Raw genomic sequence first — 23,075 nt, 5'->3', positions numbered from 1 at the left:
TCCATACTCCGTTTGGGCGAAATTGAATTGTAAAACATAGAGCGAAAACAGCCAAGGGAAGAGCGACTGAATTTTTTGTTTCAAGATGATAATAATCGTCGCTATGAAGCATCCAATTACATTAAAGGATCAAGCTTTTTCTGCGAAATATTTGCATTTAAAAGATGTTTATCAGGAGTATCCACATATCGTTGAGCAAGCAACGAATGAGCTTGTACAAGTGAATCAGTACTTGCAGCCACTTGGGGCTCATGTTGGTTACCGTGTGCGGGACGAAATTTGTTTTTACCTTGCCTATGCTGAAGAAGGAAATTTGATGACATATAAAAATGCGTTTGATCACTGTCTTCTTCAAAAAGTCTTACCGAGAATTTCTGGAAGTGATACGAGGGTACAACGGGCATTGGAACAGCTGTATATGTTTTGTACAGGTGCTGAATTACATGAGAATTACGAAGATCTAGCCAATTTTTCCTATGCCAAATATCCGAAAAGTGCAGCTAAAATTCTAGAAATGTTAAGGAGGTTAACGGACGATGGCTTTACGTCCTTCTGGATTAGCTCATGAGGATGTAGAGCTAGTCCATATTGAAACTGAACTATTAACACTCGTCATGAAAGGGAAGCCTTATCATGAGCGATATCAAGGTTTGAAGCAATATCGAAACATGGATGTTCACGAACAAATGGAATTTTCGGTCGATGGGGAAGGCATTCAAGAGATAAAAGTATTTGATGTAGATCAACAAACATTAGTCGACTGGTCGTATCATCGTCCAATCTTTTTTGAAAACGGAATTTACCAAGTCATCGTCTCTCCGAAAGTCGATACAGAATTATCTTTTTATCATGAACACCCTTCATTAAGAAGAGCGGTAGACAAAGTAAAGATCGGACAATCTTATGTGTTAATGGGGAATCTCCAGTTTCAAAATGAAGTGGGGCTTTCAACCTTTGAAATTAGAAATGAAAACAAAACTGTGTTAGAGGTCACAATTGAAATTTTTCCAACGAAATTAAATTACAAAGAAGATTATCACAAACTATTACAAGAAGTAAACGATGAAATTTATAATCTTGCCTTCCACTTTATCAAAAAAACGTATCAGCGGGCCAAAGTAAAGCTAGAGGGAACCCCATCTAGAAGTGAATTTTTTCGCTTAATGGACGTTCATTTTCACTCTTTTATTCAAGCGATCAAACGAATCGAACAGCAGCCTCACCACCAGCTTGTAAAAACTCATGTCAAGGCGAGAGGGGATCAATTAGGACGTCTCGATCAAAAAGGAAGACATTATTTGCGAAAACGTTCGCAGCTTTTTCGAGATGTGCCCAATGGTATTGCGATCCATGACCGTCTCGTCATGCCTGTTTCCGGATTAAAAATCAAAAAAGATCTCACGTTTGATACGTTGGAAAATCGTTTTGTCAAATGGATGATGAACCGATTAATCGATAAATTAGCGGATTTACTAGAAAAAATACATTCAAAAAACAAGCGCTATGAGGTTGAGCCTGATCAGGATCTAATCGAAAAGCTTTCAAACATGAAAAGAGAATTAGAAAAGAAAGTAAATAGTTTCTTTTGGAAAACGATCGGGATACTCGATCGCTCTGTCATGAGCCTTGTATTGCAAATGGCTCCTGGCTATCGCGATGCCTTTCAAATTTATTTATTAGTGACAAGAGGTCTTGCACTGCATGGAAAACTGTATCAAATGTCCGTCAAAGATGTCGCGACCCTTTACGAATATTGGACGTTTTTGAAATTAGGGCAAATCTTAGATAAAAAATACAAGTTAGTGAGTCAGGATATTATTCGTGTCAATCGAAACGGTTTATTTGTCAACCTGGAGAAAAATGCTTCAGCTACACGAATATATAAACATCCGTACACGAGTGAAAAAATTATTTTAACGTATCAAAAATACGAAGGGAAATTACCAACCATCCCGCAAATCCCGGATACAATGCTATTGATCGAAAAGAAGGGAAAGGATTACACATACAATTATATATTTGATGCAAAATACCGTATCGATTTTGCGATGGAAGGGAGCAGCTATCATCGAAACTATCAGCTTCCAGGACCAACAGAAGAAGATATAAATACGATGCACCGTTATCGAGATTCACTAGTTGTCCGCCACCAAGGACCATACGAACGAACCGCTTTTGGCGCTTACGTTTTATTTCCTTGGTGGGATGAAGACAGCTATCAAGAGCACAAGCTTTATAAAAGCATCAATGAAGTCAATATCGGCGGCTTGCCGTTTTTACCAAATGCCACACGCTTAGTAGAACAACTGATCGAACGACTAATTGAAAAAAATCCTGAAGAATTACAAAAGGAAGGAATCCTCCCAAGAGGAACGATCGAGGAATGGCAATCTTCTCTTGAGGAAAAGGTCCTTGTCGGTATGGTCCCAAGAGAAGAAAACTATCGGGCGAATCTTCAGCATCGATTTTACCACATCCCTGTCAAACGTCTTAATAAAGGCTGGCAAGAAGCTAAATATGTTGCCCTTTATCCGAAAAAAGGAGCTGCACCGACAAACGGTGTGACGTGCTACGGAAAAATAACCGACGTCCAATTTGTGAAAAGATATGAAATCACCGAATTACCGAAAAACAGTGCAGAAGAATATGTCAAATTCGAAATCGAGAGCTGGCATTTTCTCAAAGAAATTATTAAACCTGTTGGCTATGGAATTTCTGTCTACACGATGACAACCTTAAATACCTTAAAAGATGCGAAAGAATTGCCAGAACTTTTCATGAAATCAAAAGAAGAAGTCACCTTGTGGAGAATGCTGCGACGACTATCGGATCGAATCCGGTTTGATTTGGATGACAGGTACTTGGACAAAGCTTCGAAAATAAAAGCGTATCGAATCAAAGACATCGTGCTAAATCTTGACTACGATCAAAATTTCTTGGCTATCGCGAAAGAGAATGTAAGAAAAGTTGTAAAGCTTGAGGAACTGCGTAAACAGCCATCGAAAGTGTTTAAGGAAATTTGGAAGATGATGGGGGAGGGCTAGTTTTTTTGGAGGAAGCTAGGTCCTTTTAATGATTCCTTTGCTGCCTTTGTTAAAGGCACTTTTCTTACTTGTGGAACAAAAAGGTTCTGCAACAAGCCTTTGTTCAATAAAACTACTAGGATCATTTACATCTTTTTCAAAAAAAATGAAAATTTGTCGTCGACCTCCAATCGTGCAAAAATCCTAGGGGGATCGACGACTCTTTCAAATCTTCGTTGAACCTTGACAAATCAAAGGATTGATTAAATGTAACACCTTCGCTAAAATGAAAATAACCAATAAACTATTTTAAGCCAAATACTTATCTAACAACAATTTGTAGGGTTTTTATCTTAACTACGAGGAATTGAAACAAAATCTTTCGAAAGAAAAAGCTATTCATGTCGCACGTTTTTATCTTAACTACGAGGAATTGAAACCATCGAACGAATTATTGATGTGAAAAACGGAAAATTGGAAGTTTTTATCTTAACTACGAGGAATTGAAACTTTTTTTGTAACAACCAAATGTTACGCCTTCCCACCAGTTTTTATCTTAACTACGAGGAATTGAAACACTTCAATCCCAACAAACACCCCATCCACGCATGCAATGGTTTTTATCTTAACTAAGAGGAATTGAAACCTTCATTATAATGCTCCCATAAGGTGAGACACATGAGCGTGATAAATAAGTTATAATGATACCATGAAAAAAAGAAACCGATATACCGCAGAATTTAAAGCTAAGGTGGTTCTTGAGGTGTTGCGTGAAGAGCAAACCGTCAATGAAATAGCCGCCAAATATGAATTAAGCCCAGTCATGGTCAGTCGTTGGAAAGCAGAATTTCTAGAACGATCCTCGATGGTCTTTGAAAAAGGCTCAAGCGAAGTGGATAAAATCCGTAAAGAATATGAGGCCAAACAAGAAAATTTAGAGAAATTGGTAGGTCAGTTAACGGTTGAAGTTGACTGGCTGAAAAAAAAATCTGGGCTCAAATAAGTCTGTTGACGAACGAAAGGCTATGTATAATGCTCCCATAAGGTGAGACACATTTTGTCGAATTGAGTAGACCAAAAGGAAGTTGGTTTAAAATGAAAAAGTTTTTTCAATGTGCCAAAGATCAAGCAATCTGGATTTATTCAGGTATAGCCTGTGCTGTGTTGATCTTATTTCTAAAATAGAATTTAAAACAATAGTATCCTTCGGGGTGCCTTTTTATTTGGAGGAATGACGAACTGTATATATTTGTATCCTTCGTAGGAAGTATCATTAAGATTTTGAGAGTTATTGGATTAGCTTTCACAAATTGTATTTTTTGTATTCCTTGAAAGATGGAACGGAACGTTTTAACGATTATATTGAGAGCTTGTTGAAGAAAGAGATGGACAGAGACTAGTCAATGCATACGGAAGATTGGCTTTATCTAGCTAGTATTATGTTTGTTTTCAAGGAAAATAGTCGGCTGGCAAATAGACTGTTCCATGAAAAAGGAGCTACAGATTAACTAAATTTGTGATTTAACATTATATCTTATTCAATTAACGTGGCGGGATAGTTTAAGAGCTAACATTAAAAATACGAAGAAAGACAGGATGAGCTGTAAATGAAGAAAGTAATAAAGGTAATTTTTAGTATTAGTTTCATATTTTATTTATTAGCACTGGTAATGCTGTTGTTTGTAGGAGTTATGTTTGTGGGAATTAGAGGTCATATATGGACAGACTTATCGTTAATAGAATATTTAAGGAGTTCTTCAAATTTCGTTCCATTTAAAACTATTAGTACATATATTACGGCAATGTTTGACGGAAGTTTGAATATAAGTATACCTATAAAAAACCTCTTTGGTAACTTAATTATGTTTTTACCAATGGGAATTTACCTACCTTACTATATTAAAAAGATAAACAAGGTAGGTGGATTTACGTTCTCAATGATTATATTGTTATTTGTTATTGAAGTAACACAATTAGTTACAAGAAGAGGAAGTTTTGATATTGATGATTTTATACTTAATATGGTAGGTGCTTTGATAGGTTTTGGTATTTGGAAAACAAAAATAGTTCAGAGGTTACTTAAATAGATGTCTCTTACTCTTCAACTAAAGGGGGCTTTAGGTGAATAAGACTAAACTACGATATATAACTTCCAGATAATTGGAAGTTCTACTTTTTTATATAAAATCAACATTAAACTTTAACATAGCCATTTTTAAAAGGCCACCAAGTGATAGCGTGGTAGCTGCGAAAAAAATTTATAAATTTTTGTGTCTACTTTATTGACCTAATATCAAATCTCCAGTGAATAGTTGTAAAAGTATATAAAGAAAAAACGCCTCTCTCATCATTTTTCCAGCACCTCGTATCAAATGTAATTATCTCAATTTTTTACTATAAATTTAGAAAGCCGTTTTGCGCCAACATATACTGCGTGAATACATAAATACCCGAAAAACAAAAATAGGGAAACATAAAGACGACCTTTTTCTGTCATTACAATTTCATTAGATAGAAGAGAATAAAAGAACACATACAAATAGAAAAAGGCGAGCATGAGAAGAGCTTCGGAAATATAACCAAGAATTCCTTTTGCACGGTTTAACACGGCGGAAAATATCATATCCATGATCACTGTAATAAAGAGAGTAGTTACAAAAAATTTGAGAACAATTTTTATAGAAGATAGGGTTCCCGATGCATGAATATGAACATCGTTTGTCCATGAAATAAGATGCATTACAAAATAAAAAACAAGAAAAGGAAAAGAAATAATGGCTAAGCACATGAAAGATACAACTGTTTTAGCAAAGATGTGATCTGCCAAAGAATATTTGCTTCTATCTTTCTTTTTCATAATATGAAAAATTCCTCTCTAATTTATTTATTAGAAACGGGAATCGATTTTCCAGATGTTGATTTAACAAAATTAGAAGAAAGTTCGCAAATGCCTCCGTATCAAAACTGGAGGAAATATTAAATTCTTCATAATTAGGACGTTCTACTTGAAGGGTTCAGTTGCTGCTGCAATTAGAGAGTGGCTAAGAGCACTATAGTTGCAAAACAGCATGTAACGAAAGTATGAAAAGCTGTAAAAAGGTATAAAATTATGAAAAAAATATTGGTACTAAGACAACGATTTTTGTTTTAAATTATAAAGAAGGAAATAAGCGGACAACTAAAATAAAATTAGAAAGCATCATATTAATCCCAAATGGGGAGACAAAAAATAGAGGTGCTTGCTTATGATACAATATAAATTTGACATTGAGAAAAACCGTTCGAAAGAGATATTGGAAAATATTATAAATCAATTGTTTCCTCAAAAAAGAATAATCTATGCAATGATTCCTGATTACTACGATGACTTCCTTTTAGAGCTTTCTCCAAAGTTTGTAACAATCAAAAACATTTTGGATGAAAAATATTCCTTTCCGAAAACAGAATACATATTAGGTTATGCAGAGGCTGAAGACTTGTCCTTAGTTTATGAATTTTATGAGCGAGCCAGCGTTATTCCATTTGTTGTTGCAAGTCAAGATATTCCATTCTCCGCTGGCAGAGAAATTGTTGATTTCGAAAAATTTTATGATTACTTTAAAACGAATCTTATTTCTCACTTGACGATAGGTTATGATCAAAAGTTTTTAACCTTTTACAAAAATGAACCTTTACAGCATTAAAATTTTATCTAGCTTTAAAAGCACACTAATCCAAGATGAACTGCTTCCTTTCAAGCAGAACGTGGAAACAATCAGCGGTCTCGATCCTAAACTTCGAATGACTAAGACCATAAAGGGATCGACTGCATTAAGATTGGAGTCGCTAGTCTTGATCCGCAGGACTAAGGCCGTTTAATCATTTTTGATAACGGTGGTTATGGTAAATTTGATTTATTCGTCAACTAAATTTTTTCACATTTGATGTTAGTCAAAAAATGTAAATGGAAACAGAGATTCGAGGTGTCCGAATCGGCTAACAAGCAGCCGATATAAATTATCAGACTGGATCTTTATTTCTTTTGCCATTTACAAACGCCCAAACTGAACCAGAAACAATAGACAGAATTCCAATAAATAAAGAACATTTCTGAAGAATATCGTTACTCTGTTCCGTTGTCAGACATATTAGAAGCAAAGAAAAACCTATAAGAAATTGAGAAATCACCATATTATCTATTTTCAAATGAAACACCTCCCAAGAAAATAATACCATATTTTATGGTGTTTTAGTGCATACGTGAAAAAGTGATTTGAAGAATTTGCGAAACAAAATTGTGTTAAATGAAAAGTATTTAAAAATGCTTTTTTCCATTTTAGAAACGAGTTAAAAGTAATTGCTTACTTTATTAAGGAGTTTGGATTCTTAAAATAAATCGAATTGTAAATATGGCTATTGTAAAAATTGATCGTGAATTATCAGCTTTCTTCCATGGAGAAATCAAGTTTTTCTTGAAAGCATATGAAGAGTAGTAGCACAGACTCCGGCCAATGTCTGTGTTACTTTAGTAGATTTGGAGAAAAGGTCTTAACAGTCCTAAAACATGAGTTCTTACAAAAAGCTGGCTTCCTTCATTGTCCTTACCAGAACCAGTTTCAAAATGTTGGACCCGGCTGATGCTTGCTGTTTTCAGGATGTAGTAATGTCACAATTCCCAATTCAACATGTCCTTATCGAGTTCCGCAAAGAAAATCTGCAAAACGACGATTGCCCTTGATTTTAGCTAGTCGTTTTTGTTTTAGTATTTTTTAAGCGTAGCCTTCTTTTTATTTGGTCAAAGAAATCAATCGTCTTGTTCTTTTATTTTTTTGCGACTTGCCTGTCTCTAGATGTTGTTCAGCTTCTTTTTCAGTTGTGTTGATTCCTGATGATGTTGCAGCGTTTCATATGATTCAACATCATCACATCAAATATAAAATGAAGGGTATCTTTGCAAGTCATCACCAAAGAGACAGGACATACCTTTCAAACGCTTAAAACATACCGATAAAAGAGATGGACATCAACTATCCCAGTTAAGAAGCATCCTTTGAATAGAACCGCTATCCAACTAATGATTCTAGAAAGGATTGGAGACATTTTGAACGTTACGAGTTAAGCCGAATTTTCTCGCAAACTTTCTTGAATTCTTTTGCCCTTTGCTCAATCGTTCGCAATAGTTTTGCATCATTTGGATATATCAATTCAATAGCAGCAATAATATGACCGCTTGTGTTTTTCAAAGGAGCGGCGACAGTGATGAAATCTTGATAATGTTCATCCGCTGAAATTGCATATCCATTAGTTTTTACATGTTTGAGTTCATCTAAAAAGTCCTCAATATTTGAAAAAGCGGTAGCAGTTAAAAGATATTGTTCGGAATAATGGATAATTTCCTCTTCAGATAGTTGCGACAATAAAATTTTTCCAGCACTTGTATAGTGTAAAGGTACCTTTCTTTCTATGTACGTCACATACCCCATGATAAGATGTTCGTAGTCTGTTTTATTAATATAGTAAACGTGTTCGCGGTGCATCACGCCAATTTGAACCGTTGCTTTGAATTGAGAAGATAATTTCTTAAGTAAATAGGTAGAATTGCTGATAAGTTTTGTGTGGGCTGTCACAACAGAACTTAAGGAAAGAATGGACACACTTAATCGGTAGCTGTTCAATATGGAATCTTTCACAATAAAGCCTTCGTCTTCAAGATTTTTTACTAGCCGATGAGCAGTGCTGTAGGCGATTCCAAGTTGATCTGAAATTTCTCTAATGGAGTATTCACTTTTTTCCATGGTAAATAAATCGAGAATTCTTAAGGCATTTTCTAAAGAAGAGTAAGTTTTCTTTTTCATGTAATTTAGCAACTCCCGCCTAAAGATTAATTAAAATATCCGAGCATTTTCGAAAGCTTTTTGGCGGCTCGGATGACTTCTTGGGTAAAATAGGGAATATCCTCTTTGGTAATCCGATTACTTCTTCCTGTAACACTAATCGCTGCGATGACTTCATTTGTATAATCATAAACAGGAGCACCGATGCTAATCCCCTGGTAAAATTCATCAATGCAAATAGCAAAACCTTGTTTTTGAATTTCCTTTAATTGAGTGATCAGTTCGTGAGCAGATGTAACGGTATTTTGTCCATAACGTACAATCCCGTTTTCTTCAATTTTTTTCACTAACTTTTCTCTTTTCTCCTCTTTTTGATAAGCTAACATGATTTTTCCGCAGGCTGTACAATAGGATGGATTTCTTTTCCCGATGTGTGAATTTAACCGGATCGGATGTTTGCTCTCAATTTTGTCTAAGTATGCGATATCAGTTCCTTCCAGGACTCCTAGATGAACGGCTTCATCCAATTTTTGAACGAGTTCTTCTAAAACGGGTCTGGCTTCTTTTCGAATTTCCATTGTTGTTGTAATGATTTCAGATAAATGGAGAAACATATAGCCTAGCCTATATCGTTTTGATTGAGAATCTCGCAAGATGTAGCCATAATCTTCAAGGGTCACCAATAACCTTTTGGTCGTGCTAATGTTTAAATGAAGCTGTTTCGAAATCTCTGATAGTTTCCATTCAGGATTCTCCTTCGTAAATAGTTTCAGAATGTTCATGGCATTTTTGATTGTGTGAATCGAATAGGTTTCATTCATACGCTTCCTCCAAAACTTTTGAAATTATCATATAGCGAGAATCTATATTTTTATACAACTATTTTTTTGATAAATGTCATATAGCGGGAATGTATACTTTTATTTAACTGTTTTTTATTATAACATCAAATCGAAAAATTCAATAAAAACAAAATATTTATAATTTAGGGAGGATAAAAATGATTCTGAAATTTGAAAACGCATTCAACGAACCTTATGTGGAATTGAAGGATTTTCAAGAAATAAAACTGAGGAAACAAATAAAGTATGTGTATGAAAATTCCCCATTTTATAGAGAAAAATTTAGACAAGCGGGAATTTCGCCTGATGATATTCAAACGATCGGGGATTTAGAGAAAGTACCTTTTACAACAAAGGATGAGATAAGGGAGAGCCAAAAAATTCAACCGCCTCTAGGGTTGCACGCGGCCGCTTCTTTAGAAGATGTCATTCGGGTGCATTCTTCATCAGGAACAACAGGCAAGCCAACATATGTTGGGATCACAAGGCATGATTGGGATATATGGACAGAAATTCTTGCAAGGGTATTGACGACCCACGGGATTGGAAGAGACAGTCGAATCGTTTTTGCCATGGGACTTACTTTTTTCGTTGGAAGTTCAATGAAAGACGGCATTGAACGATTAGGTGCAACATTTATTCCTATTGGTACCGGCGCTTCTGAACGTGTAGTTCAAAGCATTCAAGATTTTCAGGCGGATGTTCTATTTTGCACCCCTTCCTATGCAAGCTATTTAGCAGAATATGTACGGGACCATTTTCATATGGAGCCAAAAGATCTTGGCATAAAAATTATGTCTGTAGGAGGCGAACCGGGAGGTGGTCTGCCGGAAGTAAGAAGAAAAATAGAGCAAGACTGGGGATGTAAAGTTTTAGAGGCAATGGGAAATGCAGATATGGCTCCTGTCTTGTTTAGCGAGTGTCCGGAACAGGATGGAATGCATTTTATAGGCTCAGACTTTGTCATTTGCGAAATCATTGACCCGAAAACGGGTAAAACGATTCCAATAGCTGATGGAGTAGAGGGGGAACTCGTTTATACAGCGATCGATCGCGAATGCTGTCCGCTCGTTCGCTTCCGCACGAGAGATTTAATTCGGGTTAAAACAGGTGAATGTAAATGCGGCAGAAAAAGTTTTCGAATCAGATGCATCGGACGAACTGATGACATGCTTATTGTAAGAGGTGTCAATGTATTTCCATCTGCCATTAAAGATGTGGTCAGCAGCTTCCGTCCACAAGTAACGGGAGAAATTCGAATCTTGTTAAAACAAAAACCGCCGTTAGTACATCCTCCTTTACCCATTCAAGTAGAGGTTGAAGACGGGTTAACCGAAAGTGAGCAATCGGCATTGAAAAAAGAGATAGAGAGTACTCTTCGTTCGAAACTGATTTTTACCTCTGATGTTCAACTTGTTCCAAAAGGAACATTACCAAGGTTTGAAATGAAAGCGAAATTAGTTCAAGAAATAAATGTGTAAAAAATTTTTCTATATTAATACTGACTATTTGTTAATAAGATTCATAGTATTTTCATATAGCGAGAAATGTTACTTTTATAAGAAATTCTAGAAATTTTTTGGAGGGATAAAATGAATTTGCAATTTGTTGATACAACGTTTCGCGATGGATCCCAAAGTTTGTGGGCAGCCGGAATGCGAACAGGAATGATGGAAGCGGTTGCAGAAGACATTGGAAATGCTGGCTTTCGCGTTGTTGAAGTACCCGTTATGCCGATTAATTTCAAAAAGATGATAAGAGATTTAAAAGAAGATCCTTGGAAATTGGTTTGTATGTTGGCGGAAAAAATGCCAAATGTAACAAAAGGTACTATGGGGGAACCGGCCATTTTTCCCTTTGAGATTATAAACGCCCCTGTTGAAGTTGTGAAACTGTTTTATAAGCGGATTGTGGAAACGGGAGTATTAAACAGGGTACAAATTATGGCAAATATTTTCGGGAATGTAGATAAACTTTATCCATGGTATCTTCCGTTTTTAAGAAGTTTAAACTTAGAAGTTGTTCTAGCTCTTTCTTATACTGTTTCACCACGGCATACGGATGAGTATTATGCCGAGAAAACCCGTGAGTTAGCTGCAATGAAACCGGATGTTATTTATTTAAAAGACCAAGGAGGTCTTTTAACACCAGATAGAATCAAAACGTTGATGCCGGTGATTTTGGAAAACGCGGGCGGCATTCCTGTTGAACTCCATTCCCATTGTACAACGGGATTAGCCGAAGCGGTGTATATGGAAGCGGTTAAACTTGGCGTTCGGACCCTTCATACTGCCATTCCGCCGTTAGCGGACGGATCTTCTCAGCCATCCGTTTTCAATACAGTAAAAAATGCCGGATATTTAGGCCATCAAACAAGCTTAGATTTAGAAAGAATCCAGCGGGCTTCAGATAAATTAATGCAAATCGCGAAAGAAGAAAATCTGCCTATCGGACAACCGCTCTATTACGATTATTCCCAATATGTTTACCAAATTCCGGGCGGAGTGATATCAAACTTAAAACACCAATTAAAAGAATTAAAACTTGAAAACCGATTAGATGAAGTATTGGAAGAAACGGTGCGTGTTCGTGAAGATTTAGGCTATCCGGTGATGATTACTCCGTATTCTCAATTTGTTGTCAGTCAAGCTGCGATCAATGTTGCTACAGGCGAGCGCTACAAAGTAGTAATTGATGAAATTATTCAATTCGCTCAAGGAATATTTAGTGAAGACTCTGGTTACACTTGGATGGATCAAAATTTACGGGATAAGATTTTATCTTTGCCGAGAGCAAAGCAGTTGTCAAAACCATCAGATCGAGATGTACCTCTTCATAAAATAAGAGAGCAATTCGGCGGTCCTGATTTATCGGATGAAGAGTTTTTGCTTCGCTATATTATGAAAGGAACAAAAGAAATTGAAGAGATGCGTAAAGCAGGGCCTCATAAGACCTATTTTTCAGCGTCAACTCCATTAGTACAACTGCTAGATAAACTTAGTAAGCAGCAAGATATCACACATGTGCAAATACAAGGTTTTAACAGCTCTTTAGTTTTAACAAAATAAAAAAAGTTTCGGATAGAACGCGGGTTTGTCAAAGAAAACGTAGGAGGGGAAAATATGAAGAAAAAGGGATTGGAAATTTTAAGTGAAATGGATGTACAAAACCTCACGGCTCTTATTGAAAAATTAGAGGCTTCTTCTTTTAACTTTTTAAAGCTTGAAAATGAAGATTATAAAATTGTAATCGGTAAAAATGGTGTGATCGAATCAAGTGAGACTGAAAAACAAACTGTCCAAGTCGCTGCTGAAACTCCTGTAGAATCAAAAACACAAGAAATTCAGTACCAAGAGGCAGCTGCAACGGAAGAACAAGCTGTGATTGAGGAAGCACCTTCAAACACTTTAAAAGAAATACCTGCCATACAAGAAGGGATTGAAATTATTAAAGCGCCAATGGCCGGTTTGTTTTATGCTCAATCTGAACCAGGTGCTCCTCCGTATGTAAAAGTTGGCGACCAAGTTGAAGAAAAGACAACAGTTGGATTAATCGAAGTCATGAAGGTATACAGTGCAATTCATGCGGGAGTAAAAGGAGAAATTGTCGACATTCATGTTGAGGATGCACAACTAGTAGAATACGGCCAACCGTTATTTTCAGTTAAAGTCAAATAGACGTAAGCACCTCTTATCATATTGGAAAAATATAAAATGGGTATCGCTTTTTAAGCTCAGAAATTAGAGGGATCGGTTTTATACCGATTTCTTCTCTTTACGTTGCTCTTTTTATGATAGGAAAAACTTAATTTCTATTAAATGAAAGATAGAGGGTGCAGGTCAAATGAATATTAAAAAAATTTTCATCGTCAATAGAGGCGAGATAGCAGTTCGAATTATTAGATCTTGCAAAGTTTTAGGAATCGAAACAGTTCTTGCTGTTTCTGAAGCTGATATAGACAGTCTGCCAGCTCGATTAGCCGACAAAACCGTTTGCATCGGACCAGCTAATTCAACCAAAAGTTATTTAAACATTCCCGTGATCATTACAGCAGCGAAATCAGTTGGGGCAGATGCAATACATCCAGGGTATGGATTTTTATCGGAAGTAGCCGAACTTGCACAAAACTGTCAAGATCATGGTCTCATATTTATCGGTCCAAAACCGGAGCACATTTCGAAAATGGGAAACAAGCTTGTCGCTAGATCAATCGCACAGCAATGCGGCGTCCCTGTTTTGCCCGGTTCCGAAAAAGTGGCATCCTTTGAGGAAGTAATTCAAACCATTGAAAAAATAGGTTTACCCATTATGTTAAAGGCTGCAGCTGGCGGAGGGGGCCGCGGTATGAAAATTATTACCGAATATGCCAATATTAAAACGGTTTTTGAATCAGCCTCAGCTGAAGCGAAAGCAGCTTTTGGTGATGGAACTATGTACGTTGAAAAATATATCCCTAACGCCCGGCATATTGAAGTGCAAATCCTTGGCGATCAACACGGAAATGTTATTCATCTTGGTGAAAGGGATTGTTCAACACAACGCCGGCATCAAAAATTAATTGAAGAAGCGCCCGCACCTAATATTTCTGAAAAGCTTCGCCAAGAGATCCGTGAAGCAGCAGTGAAGCTAGCCAAAAACATTTCCTATGAAAATGCAGGGACGGTTGAATTCATTGTGGATCAAGATGAACAAAAGTTTTATTTCCTTGAAATGAACACAAGAATTCAAGTTGAACACCCAGTGACTGAAGCTATTACAGGTGTTGATTTAGTGCAGGAACAAATAAATATAGCACATGGTGAAAAACTTCGCTTTACCCAATCAGATATTCGGTTTACTGGTCATGCAGTCGAATGCCGAATCAATGCGGAAGCACCGGAAGAAGGATTTCGACCAAGTCCAGGATTAATTTCAAAATGGGAAATGCCGCAAGGACCTGGAGTGCGGATTGATACCCATTGTTACCAAGGCTATTCAGTGTCTTTGTTTTATGATTCCATGATCGCCAAAGTTATCGTCCATGGTTATGATCGAACACATGCCATGAAACGAATGCTTGTCGCATTAGATGAATTTACAGTTGAAGGGATTAAAACAACAATCCCATTTTTAAAAGAAGTTTTACAGGACGAAGAATTTGTTAGCGGAAATGTCAATACCCGTTTGCTTGAAAAAGTTATGAAGTAAACAATGCAAGCAGAAATAGACAGGGCTGTTCAAAAATCGATGAAAGAGCAGTCCTGATTTTTTTTAACATAAGCAAATTGTCTATTTTACTTTTAAATAATAAATGATGAAGGATTTAGATTTACTTAGAATGTCTAGCAAAACATAACTTTATTTAACTTTCAAAAGAAGGTTATCGCAAAACTGTCGATTACCTCTTTTTTGTCTTAATTTTATCGATCTGGTTATAAAAAGTCTCACAAACAGATTCCTATCTTCTTTATTCGCATATTTTTTAACTGTTTTAAAACTATGTCCCGTCTCTTTGGCGTTGGTCTCAGAGACATCCCTTAATACAAATAGTTGATATGATGTTGTTGAATTATTGCAAGCATTTTTCTCTACTAACTGCCTTTTTTGTCCAATTAGAAGGCGACGGAAGAGGGGGGGATGACAATGATTTTTTATTTTGCAAGCTGCTAAATTTTTATTTTGTACTCAACTTTCGCAGCTCAATTTTGGTAAATAAGCCTTGATATAATTAGGCAAAACTACAATCCATTTACGTAATTGACTTTCGATGAATTTTTTAATCTTTTGATTTACATTTTGAAGTGCATCTTCAAGAATTTCAATGAGTAGTTGAAGTGCAAAGGCCCAATCTAGTTCATCGATTTCATCACAAAGTTCATAAAAAATGCCGCCTAATGTTCGATAATCTGTACTTACTCGGTTTTGCCAAGACAAAACAATGTACCTTGTAAACACAATAGTGGTATGGCTGATCATGGAATCATAAGATCTTCCTTGGAACTCTTTTTGGAGTTTCAATAAGGATTTGACTGTTTTGAAGAATACTTCAATATCCCAACGTATCCCATAAATACGAATGATTTCTTGATCCGATAAAGTACAGTCTGTACTCAAAATAGCTAGCCACTGTCTCTTTTTATTACGATTACGGACAAATACCACTTTAACAGGTACGCCATTTGCCATCGTTGTGTGAATAGAGCGCAAAATACCCTTTTGATGTTGTGATGGTTTAGCTGTTTGGTATAGTTTTTTTAGGCTCACCCATTCACCGTTCACTTGATATCTTTGTTTTGTATCCTTCACCATTCCAATAACATCCAACCCTTGATCCACAATGGACTTGATCAAAGGCTGTTGGGTAAACCATGTATCCATTAAAACGTATGAGGCATCGATTCCTTGAGAAAGTGCCCGTTTAATCATATTGGGAATAACTTCCGGCGCTTTTTGTAAAGCTTCGACACGCCGCTTATAACCGGATGTACGCTTATCGATTCGGTTATCAATCCCATTGATTTGGGAATTCGTAGAGCTTAATAAAGCAAAATCAATAGGCAAAAATGTAGCACCATCTGACCAGCCGAGTGTAAGCATACGAAATCCTTTGTAATAACGCATTTTTTGAGAAGAATGATCGAAACAGCGAGCAAGCAGTTCAACCTTTTTACTGCGATTTCGTTCATAAGATGAGTCGTCCACGATCAGCACTTTCGGACGGTCGTGTCTCGTTAAACTACTTACCTTCATAATGGTGAAAGTACTCAAAACAAGTAAAAACCTGCGCCAATTGTATTGAGGGTTATTTAAGAAGCGATAAATAGCGTTTTTTTCCGGCAAATCTTTAGCTTTTTTACTGTAGTTGAGCAATTTTCATTACAATAATTACCATGTAAAAAGAGACAAACGGAGTACCCCTTATGCCACATGAAGCTGTTTTTTAACGACATCAATGGGAATATCTTGTTTCGCTGCATCGTAAATAAACTCCACGAGGCTATGTCCTTTCTTCTTTCGAAGGAAGTCAAGCCCGGTAGAGAAATCGCTGTTGGATTCGACCATACTGTACACATAAGCGAGTTGCACCAAGATCCAATACCGTTTCACCGCACGACGTTGACGAACGCGGTACCCATCGAGCTTCAGCTGGTCTTTCGCTTGTCGAAAAAAGCATTCGATCGACCAACGCTGGGCATAGTAGCGCAAGATCTCTTCATCGCTTAGCTCCCGGTCGGTGCTCAAGACGCAGTGAAGATGTTCAGGTGTCATCGGCTGATCGGCTTTCCAAGCCAACAACACAACGGCATCATCGAGACCTTTCAGCGCTCCCTCGTAGCGATACACGCGATAACGCTCTTCTCCCACCGTGACGAGATGGGTGTCGTTCGGTTCGATATAGCGGGCAAACTGTTTGGCTTGGATGGCGATGCCTTTTGGATAAAGAACCCGATTCGTCTTGAGCATCGCAATGACGTGGAATCCTTTTTTCAGGCAGGCTTCCACGAGTGTTTTCGATGGGTACCAAGAATCCATCAGCACATAAACAGAACCGTGCACATCCAAAGAAGAAAGCATCTCGATGGCCCATTGACCCTTGCTTTTCCCATCCGCCTTGTCGTAGAGGCGAAACGCAAAGGGAAAGGCTTGCGTCATCGTATGAACCATGAGCCAGACGAGAGAGTGTCCCCAAATCGACTTTTTGTCCGCGTGAGAATAATGCCAATTACACCCTTCAATAGCGTGTTTCGCCTGTGACGAAGGCTTCGTTTTTCGGCAGATCGTATCATCGATCGAAACAAAAATGGGGTGATTCTTTCGCTTGGCCGTTCGTTCCACATGACGAAGCATCCACTGCTGGAGTTTGCGAAGCAAGATTTCTTCATCCCAAGGGCTTTTCGTGAAAAAATGGCTCAGTGTCGTTCGATGGTTGGGATGAAAGCTCTCATGATGCAGATCGGTCAAGGTTCCCACAAATCCTTTCGTTGTCAGCGCATCGATAATATGAACGAGATGCTTCATGACCGGCTTAGAGAAATAAAGGGCCAGCCCCAACATTGCGAAAAACTTGTCGATTCCTTGGTGATGTGGTAGTCTATTCATGAGACATGAACCTCCTTGAGAATGGTTTGGTGACACATCTATTCTAATCAAGGAATCGGGTTCATGTCTCCTTTTTTGTTCGGATGTAAATTTATGTTAGTGAATTTGCTCATCTACAGTTAGTGATTGTCGAAGCAACGAAAAACATTCCAAATGAAATCCGAGAAGCACACCCGCATATCGAATGGAGAAAGATGGCTGGCATGAGAGATATGATAATTCACGGCTATTTCTCCATTAATTATCGAATTGTCTGGGATGTTGTTCAGAATAAGATTCCTAAGTTAAAACTACATGTTGAGCAGTTACTAATTGAAAATTAGAGTGGATATTTTTAAAGACCAAATCTTTTTGAGTTAGCATAGAAGATGATAATCGATAATAATTTACTGTCGTTAAAAATCCATACTATCTATTTTCAACCGGCGTTCTCTTAAAATCTCTAGTTGCTCATCAAATGTAGTTGGACGTTTAACATTTGCTGTATTTTCTAACCCCCATAAATAAAAAAGCCCCACCTTGGTACACATTGTAAGAGTCGAGGTGGGTTCTGCTAATTTAATCGTAATCTTGTGTAAGTGAAGTGAAATGAAACATACACACATTTCTATAACTAAGATTAAAACAACTTCATCTGTTCGTTGTACAAAGTGTTTTTTTCATCTAACACATAGCCCATGGCGCGGTATCCCGCCAATCTTTTTTCAAACATCTTTTGCATCATCGGGATGTTTTTATCCACGTAGTCATATACACGTACTTCTTGTTTATTTGCATGAATTCGATGCAAGCGTCCGACATATTGTTGCAGGGTGCCTTTCCATGAAATCGGCATGGCTAAAAATAGAGTATCTAACCTCGCATCGTCAAATCCTTCACCGATATATTTTCCTGTTGCAATCACTAATCTTTCCATGTCATCAGGAATGGAAGAAAGTCGATGCAATTGTTCCATCCGTTCTTTTTTCGTCATATTCCCGGAGAGTACAATAATATTTTTAGCAAATCCTTTAAATAATTGCTTTAAAATTTCAACATGTTCAATTCGTTCTGTTAAGATTAGCGGACAACGGCCTTCTTCAAGCGCAGACAACACATCATCAAATAATTGCTGATTTCTCTGTTCATTGAGTGCTGTTTCTTTATAAAGTTGCTGAATGTCGTTGTGTGAGGACGTAAAGTTCGTATACCTCGGAATTAAACGATGAATAAATGGCCTTACTTTTGCTTGGGTTTTCCCGTCAATTTTATAACGAATAGGACCACATTGCATGTGAATAATAGGGTGTAAACCATCTTTACGAATCGGTGTAGCCGTTAGCCCATACACATACTTGGCGCGAACTTGTTTTAACACTTTCTCAAAGCTAAAGGCAGAAATATGATGGCATTCATCGACAATGATTTGGCCATATTGGGTAATAAATGACTTCAACTGACCTTTGTAATTTAAGCTTTGAATGGTTGCTATATCAATTTTTCCTGTTATTTTGTTTTTTCCGCCGCCAATTTGTCCGATTTCTTTTGATGAAATATTAAGAAACGTTGATAATTGCTCCAACCACTGTTGCATCAACTGTGTCCGATGAACAATGACTAGCGTATTAACTTTTCGTTCCGCAATAAGAGCGGCCGCTATAACTGTTTTACCAAAACCAGTGGTTGCTGAAAGAACACCTGTATTGTGTTTCAATAATTGCAATATGGCATCGTGTTGCTGAGAAGTTAACTCACCTTGAAATTCCACCTCAATCGTCTGGCCATCGAATTGATCATCAATGATTTCAGTTTGAATGGATAATGACGATAAAAGGTTAATAACCTCCTCCAAACAGCCGCGCGGTAAGACTAAATATCCTTCCTCATCCCAAGAGCAATTAATCACTCGTGGTATTCCGTATGTAGACATGCGATTTTTCTGAGCTTTATAAAATTCAGGATTCGCTAATGTTGCTAGTTTCGTCAACTTAGTTAAAAGAGAAGAGGGGACTCTATCATTTGGAATGTATAAACCATTCTTTAATTCAATAGTAATTTTCTCTGGATAAACTTCGTTTACAGTAATAGATTTATTTTCGTAAAGCTGTACCACATCTTGTACTTCTTTTTTTGTCATCGTTTGAACAGAAGATAGATACAGCCATTGGTCTGGATAAGGAGTAAAGGATTCATCGACAAATACACTATTGCCGTTTATCCTTGGCTTTCGCTGAAGCGGCAATGCGATTAAATTTCCGAATCCGCCTTTTGGAAGCGTATCTTGATTCGGGAATAATCGATCATAGGAGTCTAAACCTATTTCATATCGTTTTTCCATTGTTTTAGTGAGCAATGTCATTCCCATTTTGCGAGCTAATGAAGCAGGAATCTCTTCGGAGAAGAAAATCCATACGTGTGCACCATTCCCAGATCTTGATCGTTCAATGCTATACGGTACGGAAAACTCTTTACATACACAAACAAACGCCAACACATCTTCTTGCCAATTCTTTTTGTCAAAATCAATCGCCAAAAAGAAACACGTTTCATCTTTTTGCATCGGATAAATTCCAACCGTATGCTTTCCGCTTAAATGATCGTACAGTACTTGATCATTTAGCGGTAGCAATGTTCGATGCGGACACTCACTGCATTTGATCTCCGGTTTTCGACAAAGAGGTGGTTGCCACTCATAGGCACAGGCAGGTGTATATCCCGCACGGCCGTTTTTTGACTCCCAGCGAACCGCATATACATCAGTCCGTCCTCGAAAAAGCCGCTTGAATAATCGTATCTTTTCTTCAGGGGACGATTGGTTGTTGACTATAGAACTAGCCGTAGTTACAGAATTACTTTTTTCTTTCTTTTGCATCATCGTTGAAAGAATGTGTTTTAAATATTCATTTTCTTTCCTTAAACGTTCGCATTCCGCAAGAGCTTCTTGCAACTGAATCCGGATATCCATGACTTTACCTCGTTCGTTAAGTACCTTTGTAATTTTAGGACTACCATATAGGCCTCTTGATTCTAAATGTGCACGTTTAATCTTAGCTGTTAGCTTTTCTTTTCGTTTCTTTTGTTGACTCTTTTCACGCTTTTTCCAAGCATAATATCCACTTTTTGCAACACCTAATACTTGGCACATCTTCGCTACACGAAACTCGTGTTGGTGTTTTTCAATGAAGTCATATATTACTTCTGGTTTTTGGCGAAGATGCCCATAGCCTTTTTTAAGATTGCGTTCTCTTCCTCCAAATCCTTTATACGCTTATTTAATTCACGCATAGCTGCATCCTCAGGTTTTAAGTTGCCACTCCCAACAAAACTATTTACTGGATCCTTTTTATAATCACTCACCCATCTATGCAAGGTTTTTGGTGAAATATCTAGTTGTCTAACCGTTGCTGTAATTTGTTTTCCACCTTCTAAAACTAATTTTACTGCTCCTTCTTTAAACTGGCAATTTTAGTGATATAGAAAGCACTTACGAAACCTTTCAGTGTCAAGTGAATATGAGATACCCAAAGAAACCTATCAAATCAAGGATTATTCATAAATTTTTCACTGCGAAAGTTGAGTAATTTATTTTGTGTAAAAGTGTTCTAAAATATATTGAAGAGCTTTTGAATCCAGATAAAAACTCCCTACAATTAACCCTGTCAAATAAACAATGAAAAAAGAGCATTTCTGTTATATATAAATGTAACTGTAATTCAATATTTCGACTTCTCAAGAAACGTCTTAAGCGTTGTAGAACTTCTTCCAGACGATGTTCAATGTACTCTAAAAAACCGTTCACTCACATTTCGTAATCTTTGATTCCGAAAAAGTAGGATTTTTTTGAACGATGCCGAATGAGTAAGTATAAGTAGGAGAAAAACAAAGAAGTCGCAAAGAATGAAAATTCATATTCGCGTCATTTTTTACCAAGCTACGTATCTCAACATGCTCAGTGAATTTTTCGAGGATGAAATATATGTCAATTTCAACTTTTTGAAAAAATGCTTTAAAGGCTAGGAGGAGGCTTTTTTTCTTAATTATGTTTTCGAGATTGATACTCATGACGCAAAAAATGCATCATTATTACAAGAGTGAAAATCTATTTTGTCGAATGTTTTAAATTTATACATTTTGGAATTTGAGTATGTCCATGGAAGATGTATTCATTATATTAGCAACCATATCAAGTTGTTGAACTTATGTCTTGTTTGTTTGGAAGTCATCAGAAGAAGCCATACATAGTTTTAGCCTTTTTGTGTTATTATGTAAGAGAAAGGCGGTAGATTGGGAATGGACGATTTGTTTGACAAATACAAAGAATCGATCATGTTGTCGTATCAATATGCATTTCGTTTATTGTTGCACTTAAAAAATGTGATTTCAGCATCGCAACAAATAACAAATGAAGACGAATTGATGAAAGAAGTGTATAGAGATTCGATTGTGAAAAAATATGAGATTTTAGAAGATCAACTTTGGAAGCTTTTATCAAAAATTTTTAAGTCATCCGGGCTTGAACTAAACAGTCCGCGGGCATGTTATCGTCAAGCTTTTAAGGAAGGATGGATTGAAAATATTGATGTATGGAACGATATACTGAGTTCGCGAAACGCAACTGCCCATGTGTATAACGAAGAAGATTATGAGCGAATAAAAAATAAAATCGTAAATGAATATGTTCACCAAATCGAAGCGTTGCTTCAAAAAATAAAAGAAGAAGTGATTGATAGCGATGTATGGAATTAATAAAAATGTATTTGAGCGGTTGCTTACGTATTTTGAAGGTGACAAAGAGATTCAAAAAGTTATTTTGTTTGGATCACGCGCAAAAAACACGGCACGCTATAATTCTGATATTGATTTGTGTCTTGATTATACCGGAAATAAAAAGGGGAAAATAATGGACGACATTGACGAGATTGTCGGCATTTATTCGTGTGATGTGCTGTTTTTTGACTCGCTGAATGAGGAAATAAAACGGCAAATTATGCGTGATGGAAAGGTCATTTATGCAAAGCCTCTGTCGTGAGCTCAGTGTTCGAGAGTATGTGTCGAACATGATGGGACCCAAAAGTGTTCGCTAGGCGTTCTCTTTTCGGGTGCCCTCCCTTTTTCCGCAAAAAACATCCATGAGTAAATTTTACTCCCCACCCATACATGAAAATCAACTACTCCTTCCCATAATGGATGATGAACGCAAACAGTTTTGAAAGACGTTCTTGGCGAACAGTGACAGGCATTGTTTGTCAATATTGTAAAAAAGCTGCAGAAAGAGAATCCTTCCTCTGGAAGTTTTGTATGATTAGTGAAGTATGCTGAGGAGCGTCCGCATGAGGTTG

General features: G+C 37.0%; 18 protein-coding genes, 2 pseudogenes and 1 CRISPR repeat array. Of the genes and pseudogenes, 12 read left to right on the top strand and 8 right to left on the bottom strand.

What is annotated here, in order from left to right:
• Positions 1 to 103: 103 nt before the first annotated feature.
• The 4 genes from NSQ71_RS09845 (at position 104) to NSQ71_RS09830 (ending at position 5,110) form a co-directional block, all read left to right on the top strand.
• A complete protein-coding gene (locus tag NSQ71_RS09845; RefSeq protein ID WP_340733869.1) occupies positions 104 to 568 on the top strand; it encodes a hypothetical protein in 465 nt (154 codons plus the stop codon).
• Complete coding sequence (locus NSQ71_RS09840; RefSeq protein ID WP_340733867.1) at positions 537 to 3,044, top strand: restriction endonuclease-like protein; 2,508 nt, start codon at positions 537 to 539, stop codon at positions 3,042 to 3,044. Before NSQ71_RS09845 ends, NSQ71_RS09840 begins: the two co-directional genes overlap by 32 nt.
• A gap of 323 nt (positions 3,045 to 3,367) precedes the next feature.
• A CRISPR array of direct repeats spans positions 3,368 to 3,669; the repeat unit is 30 nt; unit sequence GTTTTTATCTTAACTACGAGGAATTGAAAC.
• Between the two features lie 63 nt (positions 3,670 to 3,732).
• Complete coding sequence (locus NSQ71_RS09835; protein WP_063387357.1) at positions 3,733 to 4,026, top strand: transposase; 294 nt, start codon at positions 3,733 to 3,735, stop codon at positions 4,024 to 4,026.
• Positions 4,027 to 4,630: 604 nt separating this feature from the next.
• Positions 4,631 to 5,110, top strand: a complete 480-nt coding sequence (locus tag NSQ71_RS09830) for a VanZ family protein (RefSeq protein WP_130157899.1) — start codon at positions 4,631 to 4,633, stop codon at positions 5,108 to 5,110.
• Between the two features lie 296 nt (positions 5,111 to 5,406).
• On the opposite strand, the gene NSQ71_RS09825 is transcribed toward NSQ71_RS09830, so the two are convergent.
• Positions 5,407 to 5,880, bottom strand: a complete 474-nt coding sequence (locus NSQ71_RS09825; RefSeq protein WP_063388206.1) for a hypothetical protein — start codon at positions 5,878 to 5,880, stop codon at positions 5,407 to 5,409.
• Between the two features lie 388 nt (positions 5,881 to 6,268).
• On the opposite strand from NSQ71_RS09825, the gene NSQ71_RS09820 reads away from it, so the two are divergent.
• Positions 6,269 to 6,706: a hypothetical protein gene (locus tag NSQ71_RS09820; RefSeq protein WP_311066199.1), complete on the top strand. Its 438-nt coding sequence runs from the start codon at positions 6,269 to 6,271 to the stop codon at positions 6,704 to 6,706.
• A gap of 316 nt (positions 6,707 to 7,022) precedes the next feature.
• On the opposite strand, the gene NSQ71_RS09815 is transcribed toward NSQ71_RS09820, so the two are convergent.
• The 3 genes from NSQ71_RS09815 to NSQ71_RS09805 all read right to left on the bottom strand — a co-directional run bounded on the left by NSQ71_RS09815 (position 7,023) and on the right by NSQ71_RS09805 (position 9,657).
• The gene (locus NSQ71_RS09815; RefSeq protein WP_063388204.1) at positions 7,023 to 7,208 is read right to left on the bottom strand and encodes a hypothetical protein; all 186 of its coding nucleotides are present in this window, start codon (positions 7,206 to 7,208) and stop codon (positions 7,023 to 7,025) included.
• A 902-nt stretch (positions 7,209 to 8,110) separates the two neighbouring features.
• A complete protein-coding gene (locus NSQ71_RS09810; protein ID WP_327855855.1) occupies positions 8,111 to 8,857 on the bottom strand; it encodes an IclR family transcriptional regulator in 747 nt (248 codons plus the stop codon).
• A gap of 26 nt (positions 8,858 to 8,883) precedes the next feature.
• Positions 8,884 to 9,657 (bottom strand): IclR family transcriptional regulator, encoded by a 774-nt coding sequence (locus NSQ71_RS09805; RefSeq protein ID WP_066247440.1) that lies wholly within the window; start codon positions 9,655 to 9,657, stop codon positions 8,884 to 8,886.
• 179 nt (positions 9,658 to 9,836) lie between these two features.
• On the opposite strand from NSQ71_RS09805, the gene NSQ71_RS09800 reads away from it, so the two are divergent.
• The 4 genes from NSQ71_RS09800 to accC all read left to right on the top strand — a co-directional run bounded on the left by NSQ71_RS09800 (position 9,837) and on the right by accC (position 14,865).
• Complete coding sequence (locus NSQ71_RS09800) at positions 9,837 to 11,159, top strand: phenylacetate--CoA ligase family protein (RefSeq protein WP_094245983.1); 1,323 nt, start codon at positions 9,837 to 9,839, stop codon at positions 11,157 to 11,159.
• A gap of 111 nt (positions 11,160 to 11,270) precedes the next feature.
• On the top strand, positions 11,271 to 12,746 hold the full coding sequence (locus tag NSQ71_RS09795; RefSeq protein ID WP_094245982.1) for a hypothetical protein: 1,476 nt from the start codon (positions 11,271 to 11,273) through the stop codon (positions 12,744 to 12,746).
• 54 nt (positions 12,747 to 12,800) lie between these two features.
• Entirely contained in the window at positions 12,801 to 13,355 is a 555-nt protein-coding gene (locus tag NSQ71_RS09790) for an acetyl-CoA carboxylase biotin carboxyl carrier protein (RefSeq protein ID WP_340733858.1), read from the top strand.
• Between the two features lie 166 nt (positions 13,356 to 13,521).
• On the top strand, positions 13,522 to 14,865 hold the full coding sequence (accC, locus tag NSQ71_RS09785) for an acetyl-CoA carboxylase biotin carboxylase subunit (RefSeq protein ID WP_340733856.1): 1,344 nt from the start codon (positions 13,522 to 13,524) through the stop codon (positions 14,863 to 14,865).
• Positions 14,866 to 15,342: 477 nt separating this feature from the next.
• Here accC and NSQ71_RS09780 read toward each other — a convergent pair.
• Both NSQ71_RS09780 and NSQ71_RS09775 read right to left on the bottom strand, forming a co-directional pair.
• Positions 15,343 to 16,515, bottom strand: a pseudogene (locus NSQ71_RS09780) (IS4 family transposase); the annotation flags it as partial.
• 60 nt (positions 16,516 to 16,575) lie between these two features.
• Entirely contained in the window at positions 16,576 to 17,757 is a 1,182-nt protein-coding gene (locus NSQ71_RS09775; RefSeq protein WP_063388773.1) for an IS701 family transposase, read from the bottom strand.
• 122 nt (positions 17,758 to 17,879) lie between these two features.
• Here NSQ71_RS09775 and NSQ71_RS09770 point away from each other — a divergent pair, with 122 nt between their 5' ends.
• Positions 17,880 to 18,080: a HepT-like ribonuclease domain-containing protein gene (locus NSQ71_RS09770; protein WP_340733854.1), complete on the top strand. Its 201-nt coding sequence runs from the start codon at positions 17,880 to 17,882 to the stop codon at positions 18,078 to 18,080.
• 296 nt (positions 18,081 to 18,376) lie between these two features.
• Here NSQ71_RS09770 and NSQ71_RS09765 read toward each other — a convergent pair whose 3' ends face one another.
• Together NSQ71_RS09765 and NSQ71_RS18555 are read right to left on the bottom strand one after the other, a co-directional pair.
• A complete protein-coding gene (locus NSQ71_RS09765; RefSeq protein WP_340733853.1) occupies positions 18,377 to 20,701 on the bottom strand; it encodes a TOTE conflict system archaeo-eukaryotic primase domain-containing protein in 2,325 nt (774 codons plus the stop codon).
• 6 nt (positions 20,702 to 20,707) lie between these two features.
• Positions 20,708 to 21,195: pseudogene (locus NSQ71_RS18555) on the bottom strand (transposase); the annotation flags it as partial.
• An 831-nt stretch (positions 21,196 to 22,026) separates the two neighbouring features.
• Between NSQ71_RS18555 and NSQ71_RS09760 the strand changes: the two are divergent.
• Both NSQ71_RS09760 and NSQ71_RS09755 read left to right on the top strand, forming a co-directional pair.
• On the top strand, positions 22,027 to 22,482 hold the full coding sequence (locus NSQ71_RS09760; RefSeq protein ID WP_094245930.1) for an HI0074 family nucleotidyltransferase substrate-binding subunit: 456 nt from the start codon (positions 22,027 to 22,029) through the stop codon (positions 22,480 to 22,482).
• Positions 22,469 to 22,765 (top strand): nucleotidyltransferase domain-containing protein, encoded by a 297-nt coding sequence (locus NSQ71_RS09755; protein WP_003397908.1) that lies wholly within the window; start codon positions 22,469 to 22,471, stop codon positions 22,763 to 22,765. Before NSQ71_RS09760 ends, NSQ71_RS09755 begins: the two co-directional genes overlap by 14 nt.
• The last annotated feature ends 310 nt before the right edge of the window (positions 22,766 to 23,075 follow it).

It is taken from the genome of Aeribacillus sp. FSL M8-0235 (genome assembly GCF_038000355.1).
GTDB classification, from domain to species: domain Bacteria; phylum Bacillota; class Bacilli; order Bacillales; family Aeribacillaceae; genus Aeribacillus; species Aeribacillus composti.
Note: the sequence above shows the minus strand (reverse complement) of the source record. Positions and strands in the feature narration are given on the sequence as shown.